The organism is Bowmanella yangjiangensis, assembly GCF_017255015.1.
Lineage (GTDB): Bacteria > Pseudomonadota > Gammaproteobacteria > Enterobacterales > Alteromonadaceae > Bowmanella > Bowmanella yangjiangensis.
Window position 1 is genome coordinate 1 of record NZ_JAFKCS010000019.1, and the last position, 22,594, is coordinate 22,594.

General features: G+C 49.7%; 19 protein-coding genes. 13 read left to right on the plus strand and 6 right to left on the minus strand.

The genetic code is table 11. From position 1 onward, the window contains the following. Both J0A65_RS16445 and J0A65_RS16450 read right to left on the minus strand, forming a co-directional pair. The coding region (locus J0A65_RS16445; protein WP_332874353.1) for a TCP-1/cpn60 chaperonin family protein at positions 1–420 on the minus strand (420 nt) is incomplete at its 3' end. 39 nt (positions 421–459) lie between these two features. Continuing rightward, entirely contained in the window at positions 460–753 is a 294-nt protein-coding gene (locus tag J0A65_RS16450) for a co-chaperone GroES (protein WP_188691129.1), read from the minus strand. 215 nt (positions 754–968) lie between these two features. Here J0A65_RS16450 and J0A65_RS16455 point away from each other — a divergent pair, with 215 nt between their 5' ends. Next, positions 969–1,508: a GNAT family N-acetyltransferase gene (locus J0A65_RS16455; protein ID WP_206595415.1), complete on the plus strand. Its 540-nt coding sequence runs from the start codon at positions 969–971 to the stop codon at positions 1,506–1,508. Between the two features lie 32 nt (positions 1,509–1,540). Here J0A65_RS16455 and ggt read toward each other — a convergent pair whose 3' ends face one another. Both ggt and J0A65_RS16465 read right to left on the minus strand, forming a co-directional pair. After that, positions 1,541–3,148: a gamma-glutamyltransferase gene (gene ggt, locus J0A65_RS16460; protein WP_206595488.1), complete on the minus strand. Its 1,608-nt coding sequence runs from the start codon at positions 3,146–3,148 to the stop codon at positions 1,541–1,543. 134 nt (positions 3,149–3,282) lie between these two features. Next, entirely contained in the window at positions 3,283–3,759 is a 477-nt protein-coding gene (locus tag J0A65_RS16465; protein ID WP_206595416.1) for an FxsA family protein, read from the minus strand. Positions 3,760–3,963: 204 nt separating this feature from the next. Between J0A65_RS16465 and cutA the strand changes: the two genes are divergently transcribed. From cutA to J0A65_RS16480, 3 genes are all read left to right on the plus strand, one after another. Then, the gene (cutA, locus tag J0A65_RS16470; RefSeq protein WP_206595417.1) at positions 3,964–4,281 is read left to right on the plus strand and encodes a divalent-cation tolerance protein CutA; all 318 of its coding nucleotides are present in this window, start codon (positions 3,964–3,966) and stop codon (positions 4,279–4,281) included. After that, on the plus strand, positions 4,278–6,050 hold the full coding sequence (locus J0A65_RS16475) for a protein-disulfide reductase DsbD (protein WP_206595418.1): 1,773 nt from the start codon (positions 4,278–4,280) through the stop codon (positions 6,048–6,050). Before cutA ends, J0A65_RS16475 begins: the two co-directional genes overlap by 4 nt. 232 nt (positions 6,051–6,282) lie before the next feature. Continuing rightward, positions 6,283–7,713 (plus strand): lytic polysaccharide monooxygenase, encoded by a 1,431-nt coding sequence (locus tag J0A65_RS16480; RefSeq protein WP_206595419.1) that lies wholly within the window; start codon positions 6,283–6,285, stop codon positions 7,711–7,713. A 50-nt stretch (positions 7,714–7,763) separates the two neighbouring features. On the opposite strand, the gene J0A65_RS16485 is transcribed toward J0A65_RS16480, so the two are convergent. Then, positions 7,764–12,290: an EAL domain-containing protein gene (locus J0A65_RS16485; protein WP_206595420.1), complete on the minus strand. Its 4,527-nt coding sequence runs from the start codon at positions 12,288–12,290 to the stop codon at positions 7,764–7,766. A gap of 330 nt (positions 12,291–12,620) precedes the next feature. Here J0A65_RS16485 and aroQ point away from each other — a divergent pair, with 330 nt between their 5' ends. The 4 genes from aroQ to J0A65_RS16505 all read left to right on the plus strand — a co-directional run bounded on the left by aroQ (position 12,621) and on the right by J0A65_RS16505 (position 16,225). Next, positions 12,621–13,064 carry a type II 3-dehydroquinate dehydratase gene (gene aroQ, locus J0A65_RS16490; protein ID WP_206595421.1) on the plus strand — a complete coding sequence of 148 codons (444 nt, stop codon included), beginning with the start codon at positions 12,621–12,623 and terminating at the stop codon, positions 13,062–13,064. A 28-nt stretch (positions 13,065–13,092) separates the two neighbouring features. Further along, a complete protein-coding gene (gene accB, locus J0A65_RS16495; protein WP_206595422.1) occupies positions 13,093–13,548 on the plus strand; it encodes an acetyl-CoA carboxylase biotin carboxyl carrier protein in 456 nt (151 codons plus the stop codon). 14 nt (positions 13,549–13,562) lie between these two features. After that, positions 13,563–14,912 (plus strand): acetyl-CoA carboxylase biotin carboxylase subunit, encoded by a 1,350-nt coding sequence (accC, locus tag J0A65_RS16500; RefSeq protein ID WP_206595423.1) that lies wholly within the window; start codon positions 13,563–13,565, stop codon positions 14,910–14,912. Between the two features lie 128 nt (positions 14,913–15,040). After that, the gene (locus tag J0A65_RS16505; protein ID WP_206595424.1) at positions 15,041–16,225 is read left to right on the plus strand and encodes a methyltransferase; all 1,185 of its coding nucleotides are present in this window, start codon (positions 15,041–15,043) and stop codon (positions 16,223–16,225) included. Here J0A65_RS16505 and J0A65_RS16510 read toward each other — a convergent pair. Next, complete coding sequence (locus J0A65_RS16510) at positions 16,215–16,955, minus strand: substrate-binding periplasmic protein (protein ID WP_206595425.1); 741 nt, start codon at positions 16,953–16,955, stop codon at positions 16,215–16,217. The two genes, J0A65_RS16505 and J0A65_RS16510, sit on opposite strands and share 11 nt — an antisense overlap. 139 nt (positions 16,956–17,094) lie before the next feature. On the opposite strand from J0A65_RS16510, the gene prmA reads away from it, so the two are divergent. The 5 genes from prmA to purD all read left to right on the plus strand — a co-directional run bounded on the left by prmA (position 17,095) and on the right by purD (position 22,593). Continuing rightward, entirely contained in the window at positions 17,095–17,970 is an 876-nt protein-coding gene (gene prmA, locus J0A65_RS16515; protein ID WP_206595426.1) for a 50S ribosomal protein L11 methyltransferase, read from the plus strand. Between the two features lie 226 nt (positions 17,971–18,196). Beyond that, the gene (gene dusB, locus J0A65_RS16520) at positions 18,197–19,201 is read left to right on the plus strand and encodes a tRNA dihydrouridine synthase DusB (RefSeq protein WP_206595489.1); all 1,005 of its coding nucleotides are present in this window, start codon (positions 18,197–18,199) and stop codon (positions 19,199–19,201) included. A 21-nt stretch (positions 19,202–19,222) separates the two neighbouring features. Further along, positions 19,223–19,516 (plus strand): DNA-binding transcriptional regulator Fis, encoded by a 294-nt coding sequence (gene fis, locus J0A65_RS16525; protein WP_102794436.1) that lies wholly within the window; start codon positions 19,223–19,225, stop codon positions 19,514–19,516. Between the two features lie 122 nt (positions 19,517–19,638). Continuing rightward, positions 19,639–21,228: a bifunctional phosphoribosylaminoimidazolecarboxamide formyltransferase/IMP cyclohydrolase gene (gene purH / locus J0A65_RS16530; protein WP_206595427.1), complete on the plus strand. Its 1,590-nt coding sequence runs from the start codon at positions 19,639–19,641 to the stop codon at positions 21,226–21,228. A gap of 75 nt (positions 21,229–21,303) precedes the next feature. Further along, entirely contained in the window at positions 21,304–22,593 is a 1,290-nt protein-coding gene (gene purD, locus J0A65_RS16535; RefSeq protein WP_206595428.1) for a phosphoribosylamine--glycine ligase, read from the plus strand. Position 22,594 lies beyond the last annotated feature (1 nt).

Sequence of the window (22,594 nt, forward strand, 5' to 3'; positions counted from 1 at the left end):
GTCTGCACAAGGTCCAGAAAGGTCTTTCAGCTCCTGAAAGGCACCGGCACCAGCTTTGTCTAAACCGCGCTTCAGATCCATAGGGTTCATGCCAGCGGCAACGGATTTCAGACCTTCAGTTACGATAGCCTGGGCCAGTACGGTAGCAGTAGTAGTACCGTCACCCGCTTCGTCATTGGCTTTGGAAGCAACTTCCTTCACCATTTGCGCGCCCATGTTCTCGAACTTGTCTTCCAGCTCGATTTCTTTGGCGACAGAAACACCATCTTTAGTGATGGTAGGTGCACCGAAAGACTTTTCCAGTACTACGTTACGGCCTTTGGGACCCAGGGTAACTTTAACGGCATTGGCCAGAATATTTACGCCTTTCAGCATTCTTGCGCGGGCGTCATCACCAAAACGAACTTCTTTAGCTGCCATGTGTATATTCCTCTAAATTCAGTTAATTCAAATAGTCGATTAGGCTTCAACTACAGCCAGGATGTCGCTCTCACTCATGATCAGCACTTCCTCGCCGTCGACCTTTTGGGTCTTCACGCCGTAACCGTCGTTGAAAATCACGATGTCGCCAACTTTAACGTCCAACGCTTTAACATCACCGTTATCCAGGATGCGGCCGTTACCCACAGCAACAACTTCACCACGGGTTGACTTTTCGGCAGCAGAACCAGTCAGAACGATGCCTCCAGCAGACTTGCTTTCTTGCTCTTGGCGTTTGACGATAACGCGATCGTGTAAAGGACGGATTTTCATGCTCAAATCTCCTGAAAATTTCCAATCAAGGATGTTAGGTCCCGATTTCTCGGGGAAATTGCAGCGAACCGGATGTTTCCGATCCACTTAAAACTGTCTGCCAGCCTATTTGGGGGCCACAGAATCGATCTCAAGAGCAAAACACAAAAAATTGTGATTTTTTTTGTGTTAACGCACAGTAAAGGCATCACCTTCTAACAATCATGCGGTTTTCTATGTCAGCAACCTTACAAAGCACCAGACTGCTTCTACGCCAAATGCAGCCGGAAGACGCCGAAACCATCTATGCTTATCGACGGCTACCTGACGTCGCCCGTTTTCAGGGATGGGAACCCGTCAATGTACAGGAAATCGCGGACTATGCCCGCCAATTGCAGAGCCATCCAGACAGTCTGACAACACTCTGGCAGCAATGGGTTTTTATCGCTCGCCAAACAAACGAGGTTTTAGGTGACCTTGCATTCAAATTGGACGGTAACAAACAGCAAGCAGAGCTAGGGGTTGCTCTGGCGCCCAAACACCAGGGACAAGGCTTTGCCACCGAGGCCCTTAAGGAAGTAATAGGCCACTTATTTGAACAGTACAGGCTGCACCGCATCCATGTTTCCATTGACCCGCTCAATCACAAGTCCATAGCGCTATTCGAACGTCTGGGATTTCGTCGCGAAGGCCTGCTTAAACAGTCACTTTGGTTTAAACAACAGTGGTGTGATGACTTGTTGATGGCCGTTCTGGCCCAGGAATGGCAAGCTTAAAAGCAAAAAAAGGCGGGTTCCCCCGCCTAGTCTCAAAATACTAAAGACTTACCCCGGCCGCTAGTTTCTGACGCGGCCTCTAAACCACCCAATGGGTTACGGCTAATCACCTGCAAGTCGCCAAAACGCTGGTTATTCAAGCTATATCCCATGTCTTCCAAACGCTTTTTAGCACCCTCGCTTAAACCTGAGTGATGACGAATCACATCTTTTGGTAATAACTGATGATGTATACGCGGTGCATCCACCACTTCCTGGGCATTCATATCAAACAGGACTCGATTGAGAATGGACTGAAATACCGAACTAATAATAGTCGTGCCGCCGGGAGACCCTGTGACCATTTCAACCTTGTCTCCCTTAAGCAAAATGGTGGGCGTCATAGATGACAGCATGCGTTTCTGCGGCGCAATTTCATTGGCCTCCTTACCTACCGCACCGAAGAAATTTGGCACACCGGGCTTAGCACTAAAATCATCCATTTCATTATTCAGAATAAAGCCAGCACCATCGACCACCACTCCACTGCCAAAACTTAGGTTAATAGTGGTCGTAGTGGACACAGCGTTGCCCCATTTATCCACTACGGAGTAATGCGTGGTGTCCTCACTTTCTTTTAAGCCGGGTTTCACCTCATCGGTATTAGATATGGCCGTTGGGTTAACTTGCTTGGCCCGTTGCTCAATATACGCGTCTGCCAACAAGGGGGTAACAGGCACCTGATAGAAGTCCGGGTCGCCCATATATTCGGCACGGTCGGCAAAGCCCAACTTGGCCAGCTCAGCCAATAAATGAATATACTGGGCTGAATTATGTTCAAGACCATTAAACTGATTGGCCAACTCGGCTTGCATCTTCAACATCTGCACTAATACCAGCCCACCAGAGCTTGGTGGTGGCGCTGACAATACCTGATAACCTTGCCAATCCGCACTGATAGGTTGACGCCACACCGCACGATATTTGGCCATATCTTCCATATTGATTAAGCCCCCGCGCTGACGCATAAATTCCACCAGCAACTTGGCGGTCTGCCCCTGATAAAAATCTTTCGGCCCCTGTGCGGCAATGCGCTTCAGAGTGGCCGCCAGTTCAGGTTGCTTAAACGGCTTGTCCGCTTGCATGCCATCAAAATATTGGTCGAAATTGCGACCATGGCGGTTTTGCCTGACCCGCTTGATATAACCCTGCGTACTGCGTACTAACTTTTCATGAGGCAGGAAACCTTGCTCGGCCAGACGAATAGCCGGCTCCAGCAGCTCCTGCCAGGGTTTGCTACCGTACTTCTGGTGGGCTTCCCACATCCCCATAACTGAGCCGGGCACGCCGGACGCCAAAATGCCATACAAGGGCTTTTCGGTGATGACATTGCCTTGCTCATCCAGATACATATCTTTGTGCGCCTGCAGCGGCGCTTTTTCACGGTAATCAACGAAATCGGCTTTCCCCTTATGGCGAATCAGCATAAAGCCACCGCCACCTATATTGCCGGCTTCGGGCAGGGTTACGGCTAACACAAAACCTGCCGTAACGGCCGCATCTACGGCGTTACCACCACTTTGTAAAACCGCCGCAGCAGCATCAGCACTATAGCTATCCGGCATTGCCACCGCAGCCTGTTCGTTTGCATGAGCTGCCATAGCAAAACAGCTCAGCACGACGATGAAGAATTGACGCACAGTTAGAACTCCTCAATACAACCTATGCCTAAGTTAGGGCATACGGGGCAATGAAGTCCATGCTACTGGTCGGTAGATATGCAGTGTTTACCTGCTTAGCGAGGTAATTTAGGGTCCTGGTCCCGATCTTCCCGGCGAACTTCAAACTCGCCTTCGAATACATCGCCCTGACCAGATTGATGCGAGTAAAAACCTGCGGAATGTACTGATGCACCTGCCACAACCAGACGCTTTAACAGCCAACGGGCAATTAAAGGCCGGCTAACAGGCATCACCAACAGCAAACCTAAGCCGTCGGTGACAAATCCTGGCGTCAGCAGTAAAACACCTGCTACTGCCAACATTAAGCCTTCAAGCATTTCCTGGCCAGGCGACTGTCCGGTCGTCATCTTTTGACGCGCTTGCATCAAGGTTGCCACGCCTTGTTGACGTACCAGCGTCGCACCCACTGCGGCGGTTAAGATAACCAGCCCGATGGTTGACCAACCTCCAATGCGTTCTCCTACTTCAATCAATAGGGCGATTTCCACGATAGGGATCAACACAAAGAGTAAAAACAGCAGTTTTCCCACAAGGCATCCTTTAAGGCATAAAATTAGTAGTATAGTTTGGGCGCAAGATAGCAAATACAAGTTCAGACCAGCAACGCCGTATCAACGCTCACTGGCATTTACCCAACACAGATTTTGTTGCTCAATACCCAACAGGCTGGCAAAAAGGTAAAACCGTGTTACAAACCTCAATAATGAAAGTCTTTTACCTGTTACGGGGTCTGTATGTCTGAATTTTGCCTGGTGCTATGCACCTGTCCCGACCAGGACAGTGCCAGAACTATTGCTCGCCAGGCCGTGGAGCAACGTTTAGCGGCGTGCGTCAATATTATCCCTGGCCTGGAATCTGTGTATCGTTGGCAGGGTGAAGTAATGACCGACAGTGAAGTGCAGTTGGTGTCGAAAACCTACAAGACGCGACTGGACGCTCTGTATACGCTGGTAAGTGAACTGCATCCCTATGATGAACCTGAATGGCTGGTACTGGATATAGCCGATGGCAGCCCAACCTATCTAGATTGGATAAAAAGTAGTACGACATGATTAAGACCTTTTTGCGTAGTGCCTGGTTAGTACTGTTATTAGTGCTGTCCCCCATCTCTCAGGCGCAGGACCCGCTGGCAGATTTGTTTGCTGACCAACCCACCTTTTTGCCTGTTGATGAAGCATTTAAATTCGATTTTCGTCAGGAAGACAATGTACTGGTGTTGAGCTGGGAAATTGCTGAGGGCTATTACCTCTATAAGAAGCAGTTCAAGACTGTCGTCAAAGACGCCACATTGGGTGAGCCGCAATTTCCTCCCTCGGATCAAAAAGAAGACGAATATTTCGGCCTGTCTGAGGTCTTTCATCATCAGGTGGATATTCGTTACCCCATCCTGAATGCCGATAAAGACGCCGTGGTCAAAGTGAGCTTCCAAGGCTGTGCGGATGCAGGCTTGTGTTATCCAGCCACAGTTAAAGTGGTGTATTTGGAAGCAGTAAAAGGAAGTAGCGGCGAGCCAGCCGCGGTTGAAGACGGGAATCGCTCCGAGCAGTTTGAACTGGCGGACCTGCTGTCCAGCGATCAGAGTCTGGCCATTACCTTGGCACTTTTTGTATTACTGGGTGCAGGGCTGGCATTAACTCCCTGTGTTTTCCCTATGTATCCTATTCTGTCCGGCATTATTTTAGGTCAGGGCAAACAAGTCAGTATTTCCAAGGCCTTCAGCCTTAGCTTTGTCTATGTGCAGGGTATGGCCATTACCTATTCGATTCTCGGCTTGATTGTGGCCTCGGCAGGGGTGCAGTTTCAAGCAGCGTTGCAACACCCAGCCATTCTTATCACCCTAATTGCGGTGTTTGTGTTGCTGGCTTTGGTCATGTTTGGCCTGTGGGAATTGCAGCTACCTTCTAGCTGGCAGGAAAAACTTAACAGCCTGAGCAATCAGCAAAAGGGGGGCAGCTATTTCGGCGTGTTCTTAATGGGCGCAATTTCTGGATTAGTTGCCTCGCCCTGCACCACCGCTCCCTTAACTGGCATCCTCTTGTTCGTCGCTCAAAGCGGCGATCTGGTGCTTGGTTTCAGTGCCCTGTACGCCCTGAGTATAGGTATGGGTATTCCGCTTATTTTGTTCGGTATTACAGGAGGAAAACTGCTACCTAAAGCCGGTAACTGGATGAACGTGGTTAAGGTGACCTTCGGTTTTATGATGTTAGCAGTGGCCCTGCTGTTTGTTGAACGAATGACGGAAAACCTCTGGACGAATCTGGCCTGGGCCGGTTTGGGGCTAGCGACGTTCAGTTATTGGCAGGTGATGAACCAAAATACCGCTGCCAGTTTCCTCAAGGGCGTGCGCAGTTTACTGATTTTCCTTGGTCTGTTTGCTTCCGCACTCTACGGCTACCAAAGTTTAGGCCTGAAAACGCCCGCCACGTCCGTGCAGAGCAAGATCGTCTCTGGCCATGACATCGACTTTGTCAGAGTCAAAGATTTACAGGATTTTCACACTAAGTTGGCTGAGGCGAATGCTCAGGGGAAATCCGTAATGATTGATTTGTATGCCGATTGGTGTGTGGCTTGTAAGGAATTTGAAAAGTACACCTTCCCCGATCCCGCGGTGCAAAAAGCCCTGAGTAATACCGTATTGATGCAGATAGATCTGACCGATAACACACCGCAAAGCCTGGAATTCCAGGAGACATTTTACGTGCTGGGATTACCTACCATTCTGTTCTTTGATCCACAGGGACAAGAGATTGCCAAAGGCAGAGTGACTGGTTTTATGAAAGCAGACGCCTTTGCAACCCATCTGAGTAAACTACCACTTTAATCCCCCCAACAGGCTGGCTTATCGCCAGCCTGCCAAGCCCTCTATATAACCGAAAGAAATAAAGTATAACCATAGAATTAGTCCATTTATTATACTAATGCTTTAATTAAAGCTGCTAGAAGCCAGGTAAGGCGACATTAAATGCAGCGTCTGTCCTGGTCGTTGCCGTTTGCTCGATGCAAATCGGTGAATAGAAACAGCGGATTCTTCCGCATAACACCAGGAGAGATAAATGAGGTCTGTTTTTAAAACCTTACTGCCACTGACGGTAATATTGGGGGGAATGGGCATCAGCCAGCTTGCATCTGCCCATGGGTATATGCAAGTGCCAAAAGCCAGGCAAGTATTTTGTGAAGAGCAAGGCGGTTATTGGTGGCCACAGGATGGTTCGAACATACCCAACGCAGCATGCCGTGCCGCTTACCTGCAAAGTGGCTCCTACCAATTTGTGCAAGCCATTGAATTTTCAGTGAACGTGGCAGACTACTATAACCAAACCGCAGTAGAAGCTGCAGTACCTAATGGCAGTCTATGCAGTGCCGGCGATGCGCAAAAACAGGGTATCAATATGCCTTCCCCTTATTGGCAGCGTTCTCAGGTGGTACCCAATGGCAATAATGAGCTGAATGTACGCTTTTATGCCAGCACGCCACACAATCCCAGTTTCTGGAAATTTTACCTCAGCAAGCCAGGATTTGACGGCAGCACGCAGGCGTTAAGTTGGGCCGACCTGGATCATATCCAGGATCTGGGCAACGTCGCTGTTATCCTCGCACCGGATGGCAAGCGATACTACGATATGACAATTTCCATCCCAGCCAATCGCAGCGGAGATGCCATTCTTTATACCAGATGGCAACGCGAGGATGTGGCAGGAGAGGGGTTCTACAACTGCAGCGACATCACAATAATCAGAGACACCAATCCACCGACTCAATGGTATGCGGTCAGCTACTTTGTGCGTCAGGGCCAGGATGCCAGCCCTGGCGATACGGTTTGGGCACGACTATTTGACGGCAGTGGTCAGGAGCTGATCAGTGAATTACTACCCATCACCAGCCAGAACAGCCAAAGCTGGCAGGCAGATTTAGCCACTACGCTGAATACTGACTATGGCTTAGACATACAGGTAGGGGTTCAGGGCCAAAACGGTGCTATCCAGTTTGATAACCAAAACTTACTCAGTAATCAGGTTTTTGCCGCCCAGTCTTCCTACAGTTTTAACCTGAGCATTCAACCCCCGCAGGGCAATACTGCGCCGGTGGTGCATACTCCTGGCAACTTACAGTTAGTTGAGGGGCAAAGCGCAGCGGTAAATGTGCATGCCTATGACGACCAGCAGGATCCGCTCACGTTCACCTGGCAGGTACCTGCGCCCCTCAGTTACACAGGATCAGGGGCGAACATTACCCTAAGCGCGGGACAGGTGAGCCAAAACACCACAGTAACGGTCAGCGTATCAGTCTCTGATGGTCAACTTAGCACCAATGCCAGCTTTGAGGTTACTGTACAAAATGATAGCAGTAGCGCACCAAGCTGGGATGCCAATACTGTGTATGTCAAAGATGATTTGGCCAGTTATCAAGGTGTGGTCTACCGTGCCAAGTGGTGGACCTTAGGTGAACAACCGGATACTGCCGAGGTGTGGGAAGTTCAGCCGTAAGGGGCACTTCATTTCAACACTGAAACAGGCCAGGATCTCCTGGCCTGTTTTCAATGGTCAGCCGCTAATGTTTCGCGCCAATCCTTACTCAGCAAGGCTGGTACATCATCCGCGCCTACAGGCCGGGAGAATAAGTAGCCCTGCAATAGTTCACAACCATGCTCACGGAAGAAGCTTAGTTGCTGCATTGTTTCTATGCCTTCGGCGATACACTTCATCTGCAAACTTTCCGCCATCAGCAGCGTGGTTTTGATAATCGCCTCATCATTTCCGTCCAACCCGATATCCTGAACAAAGCTTTTATCGATTTTTATCTTTTCAATAGGAAACGCTTTCAGATATTTGAGCGACGAGTAACCTGTGCCAAAATCATCCAAGGCAAAACGAATACCTGCTTCATACAACTTGTCCATGCAGTCTTGTACCTTGGCATAATCTTCCATCAATGCACTTTCAGTTATCTCCAGTTTCAGCGCATGTACAGGTAAAGAGTACTTAGCCAGCAAGCACACCAAGTCGTCGACACTCACCCCTTGTTCGAGATGTTTTGCCGACAGATTGACCGTCAGGTATGGCTGCTTACCTGACTGATACCACCTTGACAAATCAGCCAAGCCCCGCTCCAAGGCCTGCCAGGTCATGGCGTCGATAAGACCAAGCTCTTCACAGACCGGAATAAACTCCGAAGGCGATCTGACGCCCTTGGGGGTTTGCCAACGCAGCAACAATTCCAGACCAACAGTCTTACCTGTTTGAATATTCACAAGCGGCTGATAATAGTTAATGAATTCTTCCGCTTTAAATGCTGCTTTGAGCTGGTTTTCCAAAAGCAAACGTTGCTGAGCCTGTTGATTCATTTGGGCAGAATAGAACTGGCAGCGATTCCGCCCCATGGCTTTGGCATGATACATAGCGATATCTGCCGCCTTCATCAATTCTGCCGGTGTGGTGCTGTCATCTGGATAGAGAGAAATACCAATACTGGCCGAGACACTGACCTGGTTATTGCCTATTTGTATGGGTTGCTCGACTCGCTCAATCAGCTTATTGGCCAACAAACGGAGATCGTCGGACTCACTGAAGTCTTCTATGATCACTAAAAATTCGTCACCACCCAAACGGCCAACCGTATCATCCACTCGCAGGCACTGCGTAAGACGTTGTGTCACCTCCAGTAACAGCTTGTCACCGGCTTCATGCCCCAGCGAATCGTTCACCTGTTTAAACTTGTCCAGGTCAATAAAGAACACCGCTACCTGACTGGAGCGACGAATCCCATGCGCTATCGCCTGGCGAATACGGTCCAGCAATAAGGTACGGTTAGGTAAGCCAGTCAGGCTGTCATAATTGGCCAGACGCTCTAGTTGCTGCTGCGCGGCTTTCTGTTCGCTGATATCGGTCATATTCATAATAAAGTGACCAATCTCATTGCTGTTGTTGGTAGGAACCGCGTAAATACTGACCATCAAATGGTGCATTTTTTTGTCAGCGCCGAGTACATCCTGCTCTCCCCGCCAACGACCATTAACTTTCATCTGCGACAAGATACGTCGGAAGAACAGTAATTGCTGCGTACTGAAACTGGATTCAATCTGCCTTGATAGCGCCTTGTCAGGATCAATTCCCAGCGCTTCACAAATAGCCTGGTTGGCAGCTATTGGCCATTGTTGATCATCCAGAATAAGTACCCAGTCCCGCGTATGACGGAATGCCTCGCCGAACAGACGCACTTTCTCTGCACTCGCGCGGTTTTCGGTGATATTCGTGAATGTCCCGCTAACACGGGTGATACGCCCGTCTTCTCGTTGTACTACCCTGCCCATGTCACGGTACCATTGCCATTCGCCCGCCTGGGTGCGTAACCGGTATGCCAAATCAAATCCGTCCAGTTCCCCTTGAACAAAGCGCATCCATTCTTTTTCATACTGCCGACGGTCCTGCACATGAATCAATTCAAGGTAGTGCTGAGGAGTAATCGCCACTGCGGCCTCATGATAGCCTAACTCGTCTGACAATCTGGGCTGATACATCTGATCAGAATCCGCCTGCCAATCCCAGACGCCGCTATCGCTGCCTTTTAAGGCCAACTGCAGACGCTTTTCACTTTCCAGTAGTTCTTCATGGGCTTTATATAATTGTGCAGCCTGACGGCTGCGGAACCTAAGCCAAGCGCCAGAACCGGCCAACAACACAAGGGCATAAAACAGGTAGGCGTAGCTGCTTGCCCAGAGCGGACTATTAACCTCAATACGCAGTTGCGTCGCCTTGCTAAGTTGCCCGGAAATAGGATCCATGGCCTGTACGCTCAACACATATTGACCGGGTTTAAATTGTGGGACAAAGAATTCCGCCTCCTTGATAGGCGGATAATCAATATTGGTGTCACCAGACAGACTAAATTTGTACTGAGTTTGCGCCAAATTGGCGTAATTAAGGGTGGTTACCCCAACCTGCAAACCCAGATCGTCAGGCTCTAAGGTAACAGCCTGGTCATTAAATACCTGGCCACCGGCCGCCAATTGGCGATTGAGTAATGACACCTCACTGATCATTACATTTAATTTTTCCGGGGAGGCTGGTTGCAATTGTTCGGGGGAAAAAATCGTAATGCCTTTAACAGACCCGTAGACTAATCTGCCATCCTTAAGTTTAAGTGCAGCACCAGCATTAAACTCCATGGTCGCCAAACCACTTTGATGGGTATAACTTTGAATATGTTGAGTATCGGTGTTCAGCATCATCAGGCCAGCATGGGAGCTCATCCACAAATTTCCCTGACTATCCAACTGCAATCCATAAATTGCATCTGAGCCAAGCTTATTGTCCGAGTTGTAACGGTAGCGTACGCCGTAACCATCTGCCTCAATGCCAATCAAACCCAAGCCTGAATAGGCAATCCATAGAATTCCGTGACGGTCCAGCGCAACACTATTGGGCGTGAGAAAGCGCGCGGTATCAGGCTGCTTAAAATCATGAATGGAGGACAATTGCCCGGTTTCTCTGTTCATGCCCCACAAGGCACCCGCCATACTGATTAGGAGCACATCAGGTTGCCCTGGCATAGTACCGATAAAACCCGATGACCAGGCCGCATCAAGCTGCGCAGAGACTTCATCTAAACGCGTCAATTTGGCGGTATCAGGGCTGTAACGGTAAAAACCTTCACCATTGGTAAACCAAATATCTCCCCGATCATCCATGTAGCTTCCCCACAGATCTTTCATCAACATGGGATTGGATAAATCGGGTGCTGAAGCACTGCGGGTAGTTGGGTCAAAAATTCTCAACCCGCTTGGTAATGCCAACCACAAACGCCCTTTAGTAGCGGGATATATAGCAAGAATGCTGTTTTCCCTGGAGTACTCTGTTGTGTCAGGCCAAACAGACCTAATCTCCCCACTGGCATCTTGATACTGGCTAAGACCATGTTCAGTGCCAATCCAAAAGTTGTTGTCTTTATCTTCTGCAAGCGCCCAAACCAAATCATGATTGAGCTTTTTACCTGAGCGACTGCTGCGGTGCAGGCTCCTGAAGGCTAGCGACGACACTGACCAACGAAATGCGCCGTCACTATTGGTCCCTAGCCATAAATTACCATACTGATCTTTTTCCAGTTCGCGGATACTGTCATCAGACACGTCAAAGCGCCCATCAGACAATTTGAACCAACTTTTCAATTCCTGTTGAGCGGGATCATAGGAATACAGGCCTTTATCTGTGCCCAATAACATCCCAGCTTCATGAGGTTTAATCTGCCAGATATTCAGCTTGGGAATTAACAGTTGCACCCTATACGGATTACCTGCCGACAAAGCGCCATCCAGAGCGAACAGGCCTTCCACTGTACCAACCCATAAACGCTCATCTTTATCGAAGTACAACTGCTTTACGTTATTCCGTTCAACGCTGAGCTTGTCTGGGTCAAGCTCAAAACGGAATATTTCGCTGGTATTAAGGTCAGCACGATACAAACCGTCACTGGTGCCAATAAAAAGAAAGTTTTGATGCTGCAACAATACCCGGTTTAGGTGTTGCGATGCCTGCTGCTGCTCGCTAAGCGAGAAAATCAATTGCTGTTGGCCTGTTCCCGCGTCAGCCCTGACCACTTCTGTAGAGAACGCGACCCATATCTGGTCAGCATGGTTGGCGTCAGACAGGTACTCAACAGATTGAGCCAGTTCTCTGCCATAAGGGAAGGTTCGACTCAAGATATGCTCAAAATCACCAGTCTCTGGTTTAAGTCTGAAGAGGCCTTCCTCTGCCGTGCCAACCCATAGGTTATTTTGCTTATCTTGCATCAACCGATAAACCGGGCTTTCATCCAATGTCCCAACCGTCGGGCTGACACGCCGAACACGATATCCATCAAAACGATTCAAACCGTTTTCGGTAGCCAGCCAAACAAAGCCTTTATGGTCGATGAGGAGATCATTAACCGTTGTCTGAGACAATCCTTCTTCAACCGACAACCTTTGCAACTTGGGCCTTTCCACCAGCGGCAGCGTGTCACCGACGCCAGGCAGAGCAAACAGGCAGGATAAGAAAATGGCAAGGTTGATAATTGAATTACGGCTCAAGTTTCAGCAACCAACAAGTAAGATGACACTTTGAGTTTATCAGCTTAACACTTTGTAACAAATCAACTTCGCTCGGTTTATATACAAAAATGGGGGTAGTCGCACCCTGAGCACGATACCAATCAGCCCACAGAGATTTCCTTGCCAGCAAAAAGTTGGCAAACTTCGCTGATAAGACCAGTATTTTGCTGAGATTTAGCTGCTCATCACTATAATGTGGTCTGCAAAGATAGAGACTGAGCAAAAATCAGCCAAAGCCTGCTCGTTACTCTCGAATTTTTGCTAAAAATAGTTAAACATAGAGTTTTAGCCACAAATGGGCGCACAATCGTGAACTTTTTATTGATTAACGGTCCAAATCTAAACCTGTTAGGAAAGCGCGAACCACATATCTACGGTTCTCAGAGCCTGGAAGATATAGTGACTGCATTAACAAAACAGGCTGATGCAGCGGGCGTGCGATTGCAACATGTGCAATCCAATGCCGAACATGAGCTGATCGATGCAATCCATCAGGCCATGGCAACCGTGGACTTCATCATTATTAATCCAGGTGCATTTACCCATACCAGTGTGGCCTTACGTGATGCCCTACTGGGTGTGAAGATTCCTTTTATTGAAGTGCATCTGTCCAACGTACATGCACGGGAAGCCTTCCGACGTCACTCTTACTTGTCTGATGTGGCAAAAGGTGTGATTTGCGGATTGGGTGCCCAAGGATACGAATTTGCTTTACAGGCAGGTATTAAGCACTGCCAGGAACATTCTGTATAAACGCCTACAAAACGAGAGAGAGCTAACGATGGATATTCGAAAAATAAAGAAACTGATTGAGCTGGTTGAAGAGTCTGGCATTGCTGAGCTGGAAATTACCGAAGGCGAAGAATCTGTGCGTATCCATCGCGGCAGCTCCGCCATGGCTGCGCCAGTGCATTACAGTGCCCCTATCCATATGGCCGCACCGCAGCCAGCCCCGGCTGCCGCACCAGTCGCCGCCGCTCCAGCTGCCGCAGCAGAGCCCGCCGGTCACATCGTGCGTTCACCTATGGTGGGCACTTTCTACCGTGCTTCCTCTCCCGGTGCCAAAAACTTCGTAGAAGTAGGCAGCCAGGTCAAAGTGGGTGATACCCTGTGTATCGTTGAAGCCATGAAAATGATGAATCAAATCGAAGCGGACAAAGCCGGTGTAATCAAGCAAATCCTGGTAGATAACCAGGAGCCGGTTGAATTTGATCAACCTCTGTTCGTCATCGAATAAGCGGGCGCAAGCTAATGCTGGATAAAGTACTGATAGCCAACCGAGGCGAAATTGCATTGCGCGTGCTGCGTGCCTGCAAAGAGCTCGGTATTAAAACCGTGGCGGTGCATTCCACTGCCGACCGTAATCTTAAACATGTTTTGCTGGCCGACGAATCGATCTGTATCGGTAGCCCGGCTGCCGCGCAAAGCTACTTGAATATCCCGGCCATTATCGCCGCCGCAGAAGTGACAAACTCCATCGCTATTCACCCCGGCTATGGTTTCCTGTCCGAAAACGCTGACTTTGCCGAACAAGTGGAAAAGAGTGGATTTGTTTTCATCGGTCCTAAAGCCGAGACCATCCGCTTGATGGGCGACAAAGTATCGGCCATTTCTGCCATGAAGAAAGCTGGCGTACCTTGCGTACCCGGTTCAGACGGCCCGGTAGGGGATGACGAAGCCAAGAACAAAGCCATTGCCAAACGTATCGGCTACCCGATTATCGTTAAAGCTGCCGGTGGTGGTGGTGGCCGCGGTATGCGCGTTGTGCGCAGCGAGGCCGAACTGCAATCAGCTATCGCCATGACCAAGAGCGAAGCCGGTGCAGCCTTCGGTAACGACATGGTATACATGGAGAAATTCCTGGAGAATCCCCGTCACGTGGAAATTCAGGTATTGGCCGACGGTCAAGGCAACGCCATTCACCTGGGTGAGCGTGATTGCTCCATGCAGCGTCGCCACCAGAAAGTGGTGGAAGAGGCACCGGCACCAGGCATCACCGCTGAAATGCGTGAAAAGATTGGTGACCGCTGTCGCCGTGCTTGTATCGAGATCGGCTACCGTGGGGCTGGAACCTTCGAGTTCTTGTATGAAAACGGTGAGTTCTACTTTATTGAAATGAACACCCGTATTCAGGTAGAGCATCCGGTTTCTGAAATGATCACCGGCGTTGATTTGATCAAAGAGCAATTGCGCATTGCTGCTGGCCAACCTCTGGCTATCGAGCAATCGCAAATTCAGATCCGCGGTCATGCCATTGAATGTCGTATCAATGCAGAAGATCCCGAGCGCTTCATTCCGTCACCTGGCAAGATTGATATGTTCCACCCTCCCGGTGGTCTGGGCGTTCGTTGGGACTCCCATATCTATGCAGGTTACAGCGTGCCACCTAACTACGATTCCATGATCGGTAAGTTGATCACTTATGGTGAGAACCGCGATGTCGCTATTGCGCGTATGCGCCACGCACTGAATGAGTTGGTTATCGATGGCATCAAAACTAACGTGCCACTGCAGCAAAAGATCATGTCAGACGAGAATTTCAGAAATGGTGGTACCAATATCCACTATCTGGAGAAGAAGCTCGGAATGCAGAAAGGCTGATAAAACAGTCTCAATACCGGTTAATGTTTCAATCATTGCCGGTATTTCTACTAAGGCGCCTTGGCGCCTTTTTTATTGGTCCCCCACCCGACAACGGATAAACTCCCATTTTTATCTAACGCTTCACTATGCTGGCCACGCAATTTCAACAGCTAGACAACTACCTTTGTCACTTCCGCCAACTCTGGCAATTTACGCCCTTTGTGGAAGATGACTACCCCTGGCGTACAAGCTATCCATCTCTGGCTGACTGGCTGGATGAACAGCCTGAACAATCCATCCGGTTGTGGCAAGCACACCCCGAACAGTTGATTCACGATTGTTCTGCATATTTACCCGGGCTGCGTTTATCTGATGAGCTAGTACCCATTCCCCATCAGGACACTTCCGTCGACGCACCTTTTTGGCTTAAAACTGGCATTAAAGGACGTAAATGGCAGCAAATAAGTGCTTTTTCAGGTCTTATCACCGCCAAGTCTCAACCCATTGTTGAATGGTGTGCTGGCAAAGGGCACCTTGGCAGATTGCTAGCCTGGCAGGATGGCTGTGAAGTCCTGTCATTAGAATGGCAAGAAGAACTTTGCCAACAAGGACAAGTCATTGCAGAGAAGTTGGAGCTAAGACAGAAATTTCACTGTCTGGATGTACTCACGCAAAGTAGCTTTCGCTATCTGCAGCAGGCCCAGCAAGTGGTGGCCCTGCATGCCTGTGGACAATTGCATATCACCATGCTTGAGCAAGCGGTAGAAAATAAAGTACAGGAAATACGCTTATGTCCTTGCTGTTACCAGCTCATCCCCCAGGCTGAATATCACCCGCTAAGCCAGTTAGCTCAAAAAAGCGAGCTGAGGCTATCGCGCCAGGATTTACGTTTGGCAGTACAAGAAACCGTTACCGCTCATCAAAGAGAGCGTGACAAACGTCAGGTGGAGAGGCGATATCGGCAAATTTTTGATATTTGGCAACGCCGACACCTGGGTAAGAATCAATATCTGAGCATTCCTTCTGCGCCCGACTCACTGTTTCGCCAACCCCCTCTGGCTTTTTGTCGATGGGCGGCACAGCAAAAGGGCATGCAGTTTGATGGGCAACACCTGTTGCACGAGCTTACACAGATGGCCGAACACCGACTTAGACAAGTCGAAAAAATGGAATTGATACAGCAACTGTTTCGCCGTCATCTGGAACTCTGGCTGGCTTTGGACCGTTGTTTGTATCTGCAGGAAAACGGTTATCAGACTTCTCTTTCTACCTTCTGTGAGCGCGAGGTTACACCAAGAAACCTGGTCATCATGGCTTCGCTTAAGGTTTGACGTATTGCGGTTGCCAGATGTCATATGCCTCCATCAGAGAGAAATACTCATCAGATTGGCGGTACTCAGTCAACGCCATGTTAAATGCGCTTAGCAGCGCCTTATCTTTGAATCCCACGCGGTAATCTGTCGGTGGAAATAGCCAATGCACATCAACCAATTCCATGGCATCTTCACTTATCTTGCGCGCTATGTGCCTGAATATATTGATATCCAACACAATAATATCGACCCGCCCTTCCATTAACATTTTTACCTGCTTACTTTGGTCGGGTAATTCTGTATAGAACTTGTTGCCGGCAACATTGTCAGCAAAATCCTGACCGAGCACGATACCGGCATTTTGAAAGGCAACTACGCTGTAGTTTTGCATATCACCAATGCGCTGGAGATTGACTCGACTCACTTTAAGACTGACTGCCACATTGCGGTAAGTGACATAAACCTGGCTCAGTTGTTCTGGAGGAACCGGCAATTGCTCCGTCATATTCAGCACCAAATCAACCTGTCCGTAAGTAAGCATGCTGGCCGACCGACCAAAAGGCACGTAAACAGGATTGACTTTATGACCCAGGTTTCCCAGTACTGCTCGAATTAAATCCAGCTCAAAGCCTCGCTCCTGGTCTGCAATAACATAAGGTGGCTTGGTCCAACCGACCCCCATCACCAAGGATTCGCCTCGTGTCATAAAACTCAATAACAAGCATCCCAGAATTAACGTTCCTCGCATGCCTATCCTCGCTCATTTGGTACTTATCCCACTTCAACAGGGTAAGACAGGATCCTTTGGTGATCCAGCTTCCTACCTTTATACTTCTGCACATTTATAATTGACGTTGCCTGCAGCGTCACAAAATGATGAGCACAGCATGGCCTGGATCCAACTTCGTATTAATACTGACGCCAAAGCAGCAGAGCCGCTTGGCGAACTTTTGTCTGATTGGGGCGCCCAGGCGGTAACTTTTGTCGATGCCAAAGACACTCCCTGGTATGAGCCGAAGCCTGGCGAAGTACAGTTGTGGCCAGATACTCAGGTAGTCGGACTGTTTGATGCAGAGGATGAGCTCACACCATTACTGCTGGAATTAAAAAGCCAATTGCCGGCGAATACACTGATTAAGCTCGACCCACTGGAAGATAAAGATTGGGAACGGGAATGGATGGACAATTTCCACCCAATGCAATTTGGCACCCGCCTGTGGATTTGTCCTAGCTGGCGGGACGTGCCGGATAAGACCGCCGTAAACGTCATGCTGGATCCCGGCTTAGCCTTCGGCACCGGCACTCACCCCACTACGGCATTGTGTTTACGCTGGCTCGATAGCCTGCCATTGGATGAAAGCCTGGTGGTGGATTTCGGTTGCGGCTCAGGCATTCTGGGTATTGCTGCCTTAAAGTTGGGAGCCAAACGCGTTGTCGGTATAGATATTGATCCCCAGGCCATTCAAGCCAGCCAGGATAACGCCAACCGTAATCAGGTGGGTGAACAGATAGAACTGTATTTGCCGTCAAATCAGCCGGAACTCAAAGCAGATGTGGTAGTCGCCAATATTCTCGCCGGTCCGCTGCGAGATTTGCGAGAGGTGATTACGGCTTATTGCCGTCCAGGTGGCAAACTGGCCTTGTCAGGGATCCTCAAAGAGCAGGCAGAAGATATCCGTAAGCTTTATAGCATGGATTTTCATATGGATGAGGTGGCCGTAGAGGGAGATTGGGCCAGGGTCAGCGGAACCCGCCACCAATAGCTCGCACCAAAACAGTGCAAAACGAATATTGTCCAACCAGTCAGGAAGGGTGCTCGCCAGCGCCCGTCCCGCTTGATACAAGCGGCATAACAGGTTTTTGCCTGTCAAGTCACAAATGGCAAAAAAACTGACATTTTGTTTAATTTCTAGCCTTTTCATCATGGCAAAAAAACCGTAAACTTAGCGCCCTTTTGGACAGGGTGGATATTTTTTGCACAGCGGTGTTATGCAGATTGGTCCTTACAAACTAGAGAATAATCTGATTCTGGCACCTATGGCTGGTGTAACTGACCGTCCCTTCAGGCAATTATGCAAACGCATGGGTGCAGGTTTGGTGGTGTCAGAAATGTTGTTGTCCAACCCCGACGTATGGAAATCAGACAAGTCCAAACACCGCATGAATCATGAAGGTGAATCTGGTGTCAGATCTGTGCAAATTGCAGGGTCAGATCCAGAGTTAATGGCTGCGACTGCTATCCATAACGTCGAAACCGGTGCCCAGATCATTGATATCAATATGGGATGTCCGGCCAAGAAGGTGAATAAAAAAATGGCGGGCTCAGCCCTGCTGCAGTATCCGGACCTGGTTCGGGATATTGTGAGCGCGGTTGTCAAAGCAGTAGACGTTCCCGTGACGTTGAAAATCCGTACAGGATGGGACACGGACAACCGTAATGGCGTGGAGATCGCCAAAATCGCCGCAGGTGAAGGTATTCAATCTCTCGCCGTACATGGCAGGACCAGAGCCTGTATGTATAGAGGAGATGCAGAGTATGACACCATCAGGGCCATCAAACAGGCAGTGCATATTCCGGTAGTAGCGAACGGGGATATCACCAGCCCGGAAAAAGCCAGCCAAGTGCTGACAATGACCGGTGCCGACGCCGTGATGATTGGTCGAGGAGCTCAGGGGCGTCCCTGGATCTTCAGAGAAATTGCGCATTATCTGAAAACAGGTGAGCTGTTAACGCCACCTCCGTTAGCTGAAGTTAGGCAGGTGATGCTCGAACATGTCAGCAACGTACACCAATTTTATGGTGAGTTTTCAGGCGCTCGTATCGCCCGCAAGCATGTGGGTTGGTATTTGGCGGAACATGACCTGGATCGTCGGTTTCGCAGTAACTTTAATGCCATTGAAGAGGCGCAAGCGCAACTTGAAGCATTAAATCAGTATTTTGAACAGTTGATGGAATCGGAGTCTACCTCCGTTTCTGTCGCCGAGTATCATTAACCTAAGAGCAAAGATAGTATTATGTTCGATCAAAACGTAACTTCTCCTTTTACCACTACGGTAACGACTCCTTCTCAAACTCAGGCTCAGAAGCCACTGCGCGACTCCGTCAAGCAAGCCGTCAACAAATACTTGAAACAGCTGGACAACACTAACATCGAGAACCTGTATGAACTGGTTCTGGCCGAAGTTGAAGCGCCGCTACTGGAAGAAATCATGACCTTCACCCGTGGCAACCAAACCCGCGCTGCCATCATGATGGGTATCAACCGTGGTACACTGCGCAAGAAACTGAAGCAGTACGGTATGAACTAAGGCCTGCTGGCCACCACTGAAAAGAGCACCTGATGGTGCTCTTTTCATTAATTCGGCCGGCATCTACACTGTGCCAGGCCAATTTCATGTTCTTCTATTCTTCATCCCAAGAGGACTTCTTGATGGAAAATGCAAAACCCATCCGTCGCGCCCTGTTAAGCGTGTCAGACAAAACCGGTATCGTTGAATTCGCCCAGGCCCTGGCGGCCATGGATATCGAACTGCTATCAACCGGTGGTACCGCTAAACTGCTGGCAAATGCAGGTCTGACAGTCACCGAAGTGTCAGACTACACCGGGCACCCTGAAATTATGGATGGTCGGGTTAAGACACTGCATCCAAAAGTACACGGCGGTATCCTTGGACGTCGCGGTCTGGATGAAGGCGTAATGGAACAACATGATATCAAGCCTATTGATATGGTGGTGGTTAACCTCTACCCCTTTGCCAATACAGTGGCCAATGATGATTGCACACTGGAAGATGCTATCGAAAATATCGATATCGGCGGGCCGACTATGGTGCGCGCCGCTGCCAAAAACCACAACGACGTGGCCATCATTGTTAATGCTCATGACTATGCCCGTGTGCTGGAAGAAATGCAGCAGAACAGCGGCAGCCTCACCCAGGCTACCCGTTTCGATCTGGCCATTGCCGCCTTTGAACACACTGCCCAGTACGACGGCATGATTGCCAATTACTTCGGCGCTATGGTGCCTTCTCACGGTGAAGCATCCAGCGAAGGCTCGCCCTTCCCACGCACGCTGAACCTGCAATTTATCAAGCAACAGGATCTGCGCTATGGCGAAAACAGCCATCAGTCTGCTGCGTTCTATGTAGAAGCTGATGTGCAGGAAGCCTCTGTTGCCACCGCTCGCCAGTTACAAGGTAAAGAACTGTCGTACAACAACATCGCCGATACCGATGCGGCATTGGAATGTGTGAAAGAATTCGACGAGCCGGCCTGCGTTATCGTTAAACATGCCAATCCTTGTGGTGTGGCACTGGGCAAGGATATCCTGGAAGCTTATAACCGCGCTTATCAAACCGATCCCACCTCCGCATTTGGCGGCATCATTGCCTTTAACCAGGAGCTGGACGGTAAAACCGCTCAGGCCATTATTGACCGCCAGTTTGTGGAAGTGATCATCGCCCCAAGCGTATCGGCTGAGGCGGCTGCAATCGTCAGCGCCAAACAGAATATACGTTTGCTTGAGTGTGGTGACTGGCGTGGCCAGTTAACGGAAGAGTTTGACCTGAAACGGGTCAATGGGGGCTTGTTGGTACAAGACCGCGACTTCGGCATGGTGGATCTGGAAGACCTTAAAGTCGTTTCCAAGCGTCAGCCCAGTGAGCAGGAATTGAAAGATCTGCTGTTTGCCTGGAAAGTGGCTAAGTACGTTAAGTCTAACGCCATCGTTTACAGCAAAGACAGCATGACTATTGGTGTGGGTGCAGGCCAGATGAGCCGTGTATATTCTGCCAAAATCGCCGGTATCAAAGCCGCCGATGAGAACCTCGAAGTAGCGGGTTCCGTCATGGCATCCGACGCCTTCTTCCCGTTCCGTGATGGTATCGACGCGGCCGCAGCGGCTGGCATTAAAGCGGTCATTCAACCCGGTGGTTCCATGCGCGACGAAGAAGTGATTGCCGCAGCCGACGAGCATGGTATGACCATGGTATTTACTGGCATGCGTCACTTCCGCCACTAATAGATTTTCAGGCACAATGCAGGACCGGATAGCTTAGCTTGCAGCTAACAAACTTGTCCTGCAAGGGAGAACAGAATGAAAGTATTGATTATCGGCGGCGGTGGCCGTGAACATGCGTTGGCCTGGAAGGCAGCCCAATCTGAACAGGTAAGCCAGGTGTTTATCGCACCAGGTAATGCCGGTACCGAGCTCGAAGCGGGTATACAGAATGTGGCCATAGGTGCAGAAAACATTGGCGGTTTGCTGGCTTTTGCTCAGCAGGAAAAAATCGACCTGACCATTGTTGGCCCGGAAGCGCCGCTGGTGTTGGGTGTAGTGGACAAGTTCCAGGCTGCTGGCCTGCGCATCTTTGGTCCGAGCCAGGCTGCAGCACAACTGGAAGGCTCCAAAGCCTTCACCAAGGATTTTCTGGCTCGTCACAATATTCCGACTGCGGCCTACCAAACCTTTACCGAAATTGCCCCGGCCATTGACTATGTCAAACAGCAGGGTGCACCTATTGTGGTGAAAGCCGACGGTCTGGCAGCCGGAAAAGGTGTAATTGTCGCTATGACAGAGCAAGAAGCCGAAGACGCCATTCGTGATATGTTGGCCGGTAACGCCTTTGGTGACGCCGGGAACCGTGTCGTCATCGAAGAGTTTCTAGACGGCGAAGAAGCCAGCTTTATTGTTATGGTTGACGGTAAGAATGTGCTGTCCTTTGCCACCAGCCAAGACCATAAACGGGTTGGCGATGGTGACCAGGGACCTAACACGGGCGGTATGGGTGCCTACTCCCCAGCGCCGGTCGTGACAGCAGAAATTCACCAGCGCATCCTGGATCAAGTGATTTACCCCACAGTGCAAGGCATGGCTTCCGAGGGTAATCCCTATGTTGGCTTCCTGTATGCTGGATTAATGATCACCGCTGAAGGGACCCCCAAGGTGATTGAATATAACTGTCGTTTTGGCGATCCAGAGACTCAGCCCATTATGCTGCGTTTGCAATCTGATCTGGTTGGCCTGTGTGAAGCCGCACTGGATAGCAAATTGGATAGCACTGAAATTGCTTTCGACAACCGCGCTGCGGTAGGTGTGGTGCTTGCAGCCAAAGGCTATCCTAACGATTATCCTAAAGGCGACGTGATCAGCGGTCTGGGCAAAGGCGAAAGTGCCAGCGCTAAGGTATTCCATGCCGGCACCAAAATGCAGGATGGCCAAGTTGTTACTAACGGTGGTCGGGTGCTTTGTGCAACCGCACTAGGAGAAACGGTCAGCGAAGCACAACAAAACGCCTACAAGCTGGTTGAGGAAATCAGTTGGAATGGCATGTTCTGCCGCAAAGATATTGCTTGGCGCGCCATCGCCAGAGAGCAAGGCAAGTAAT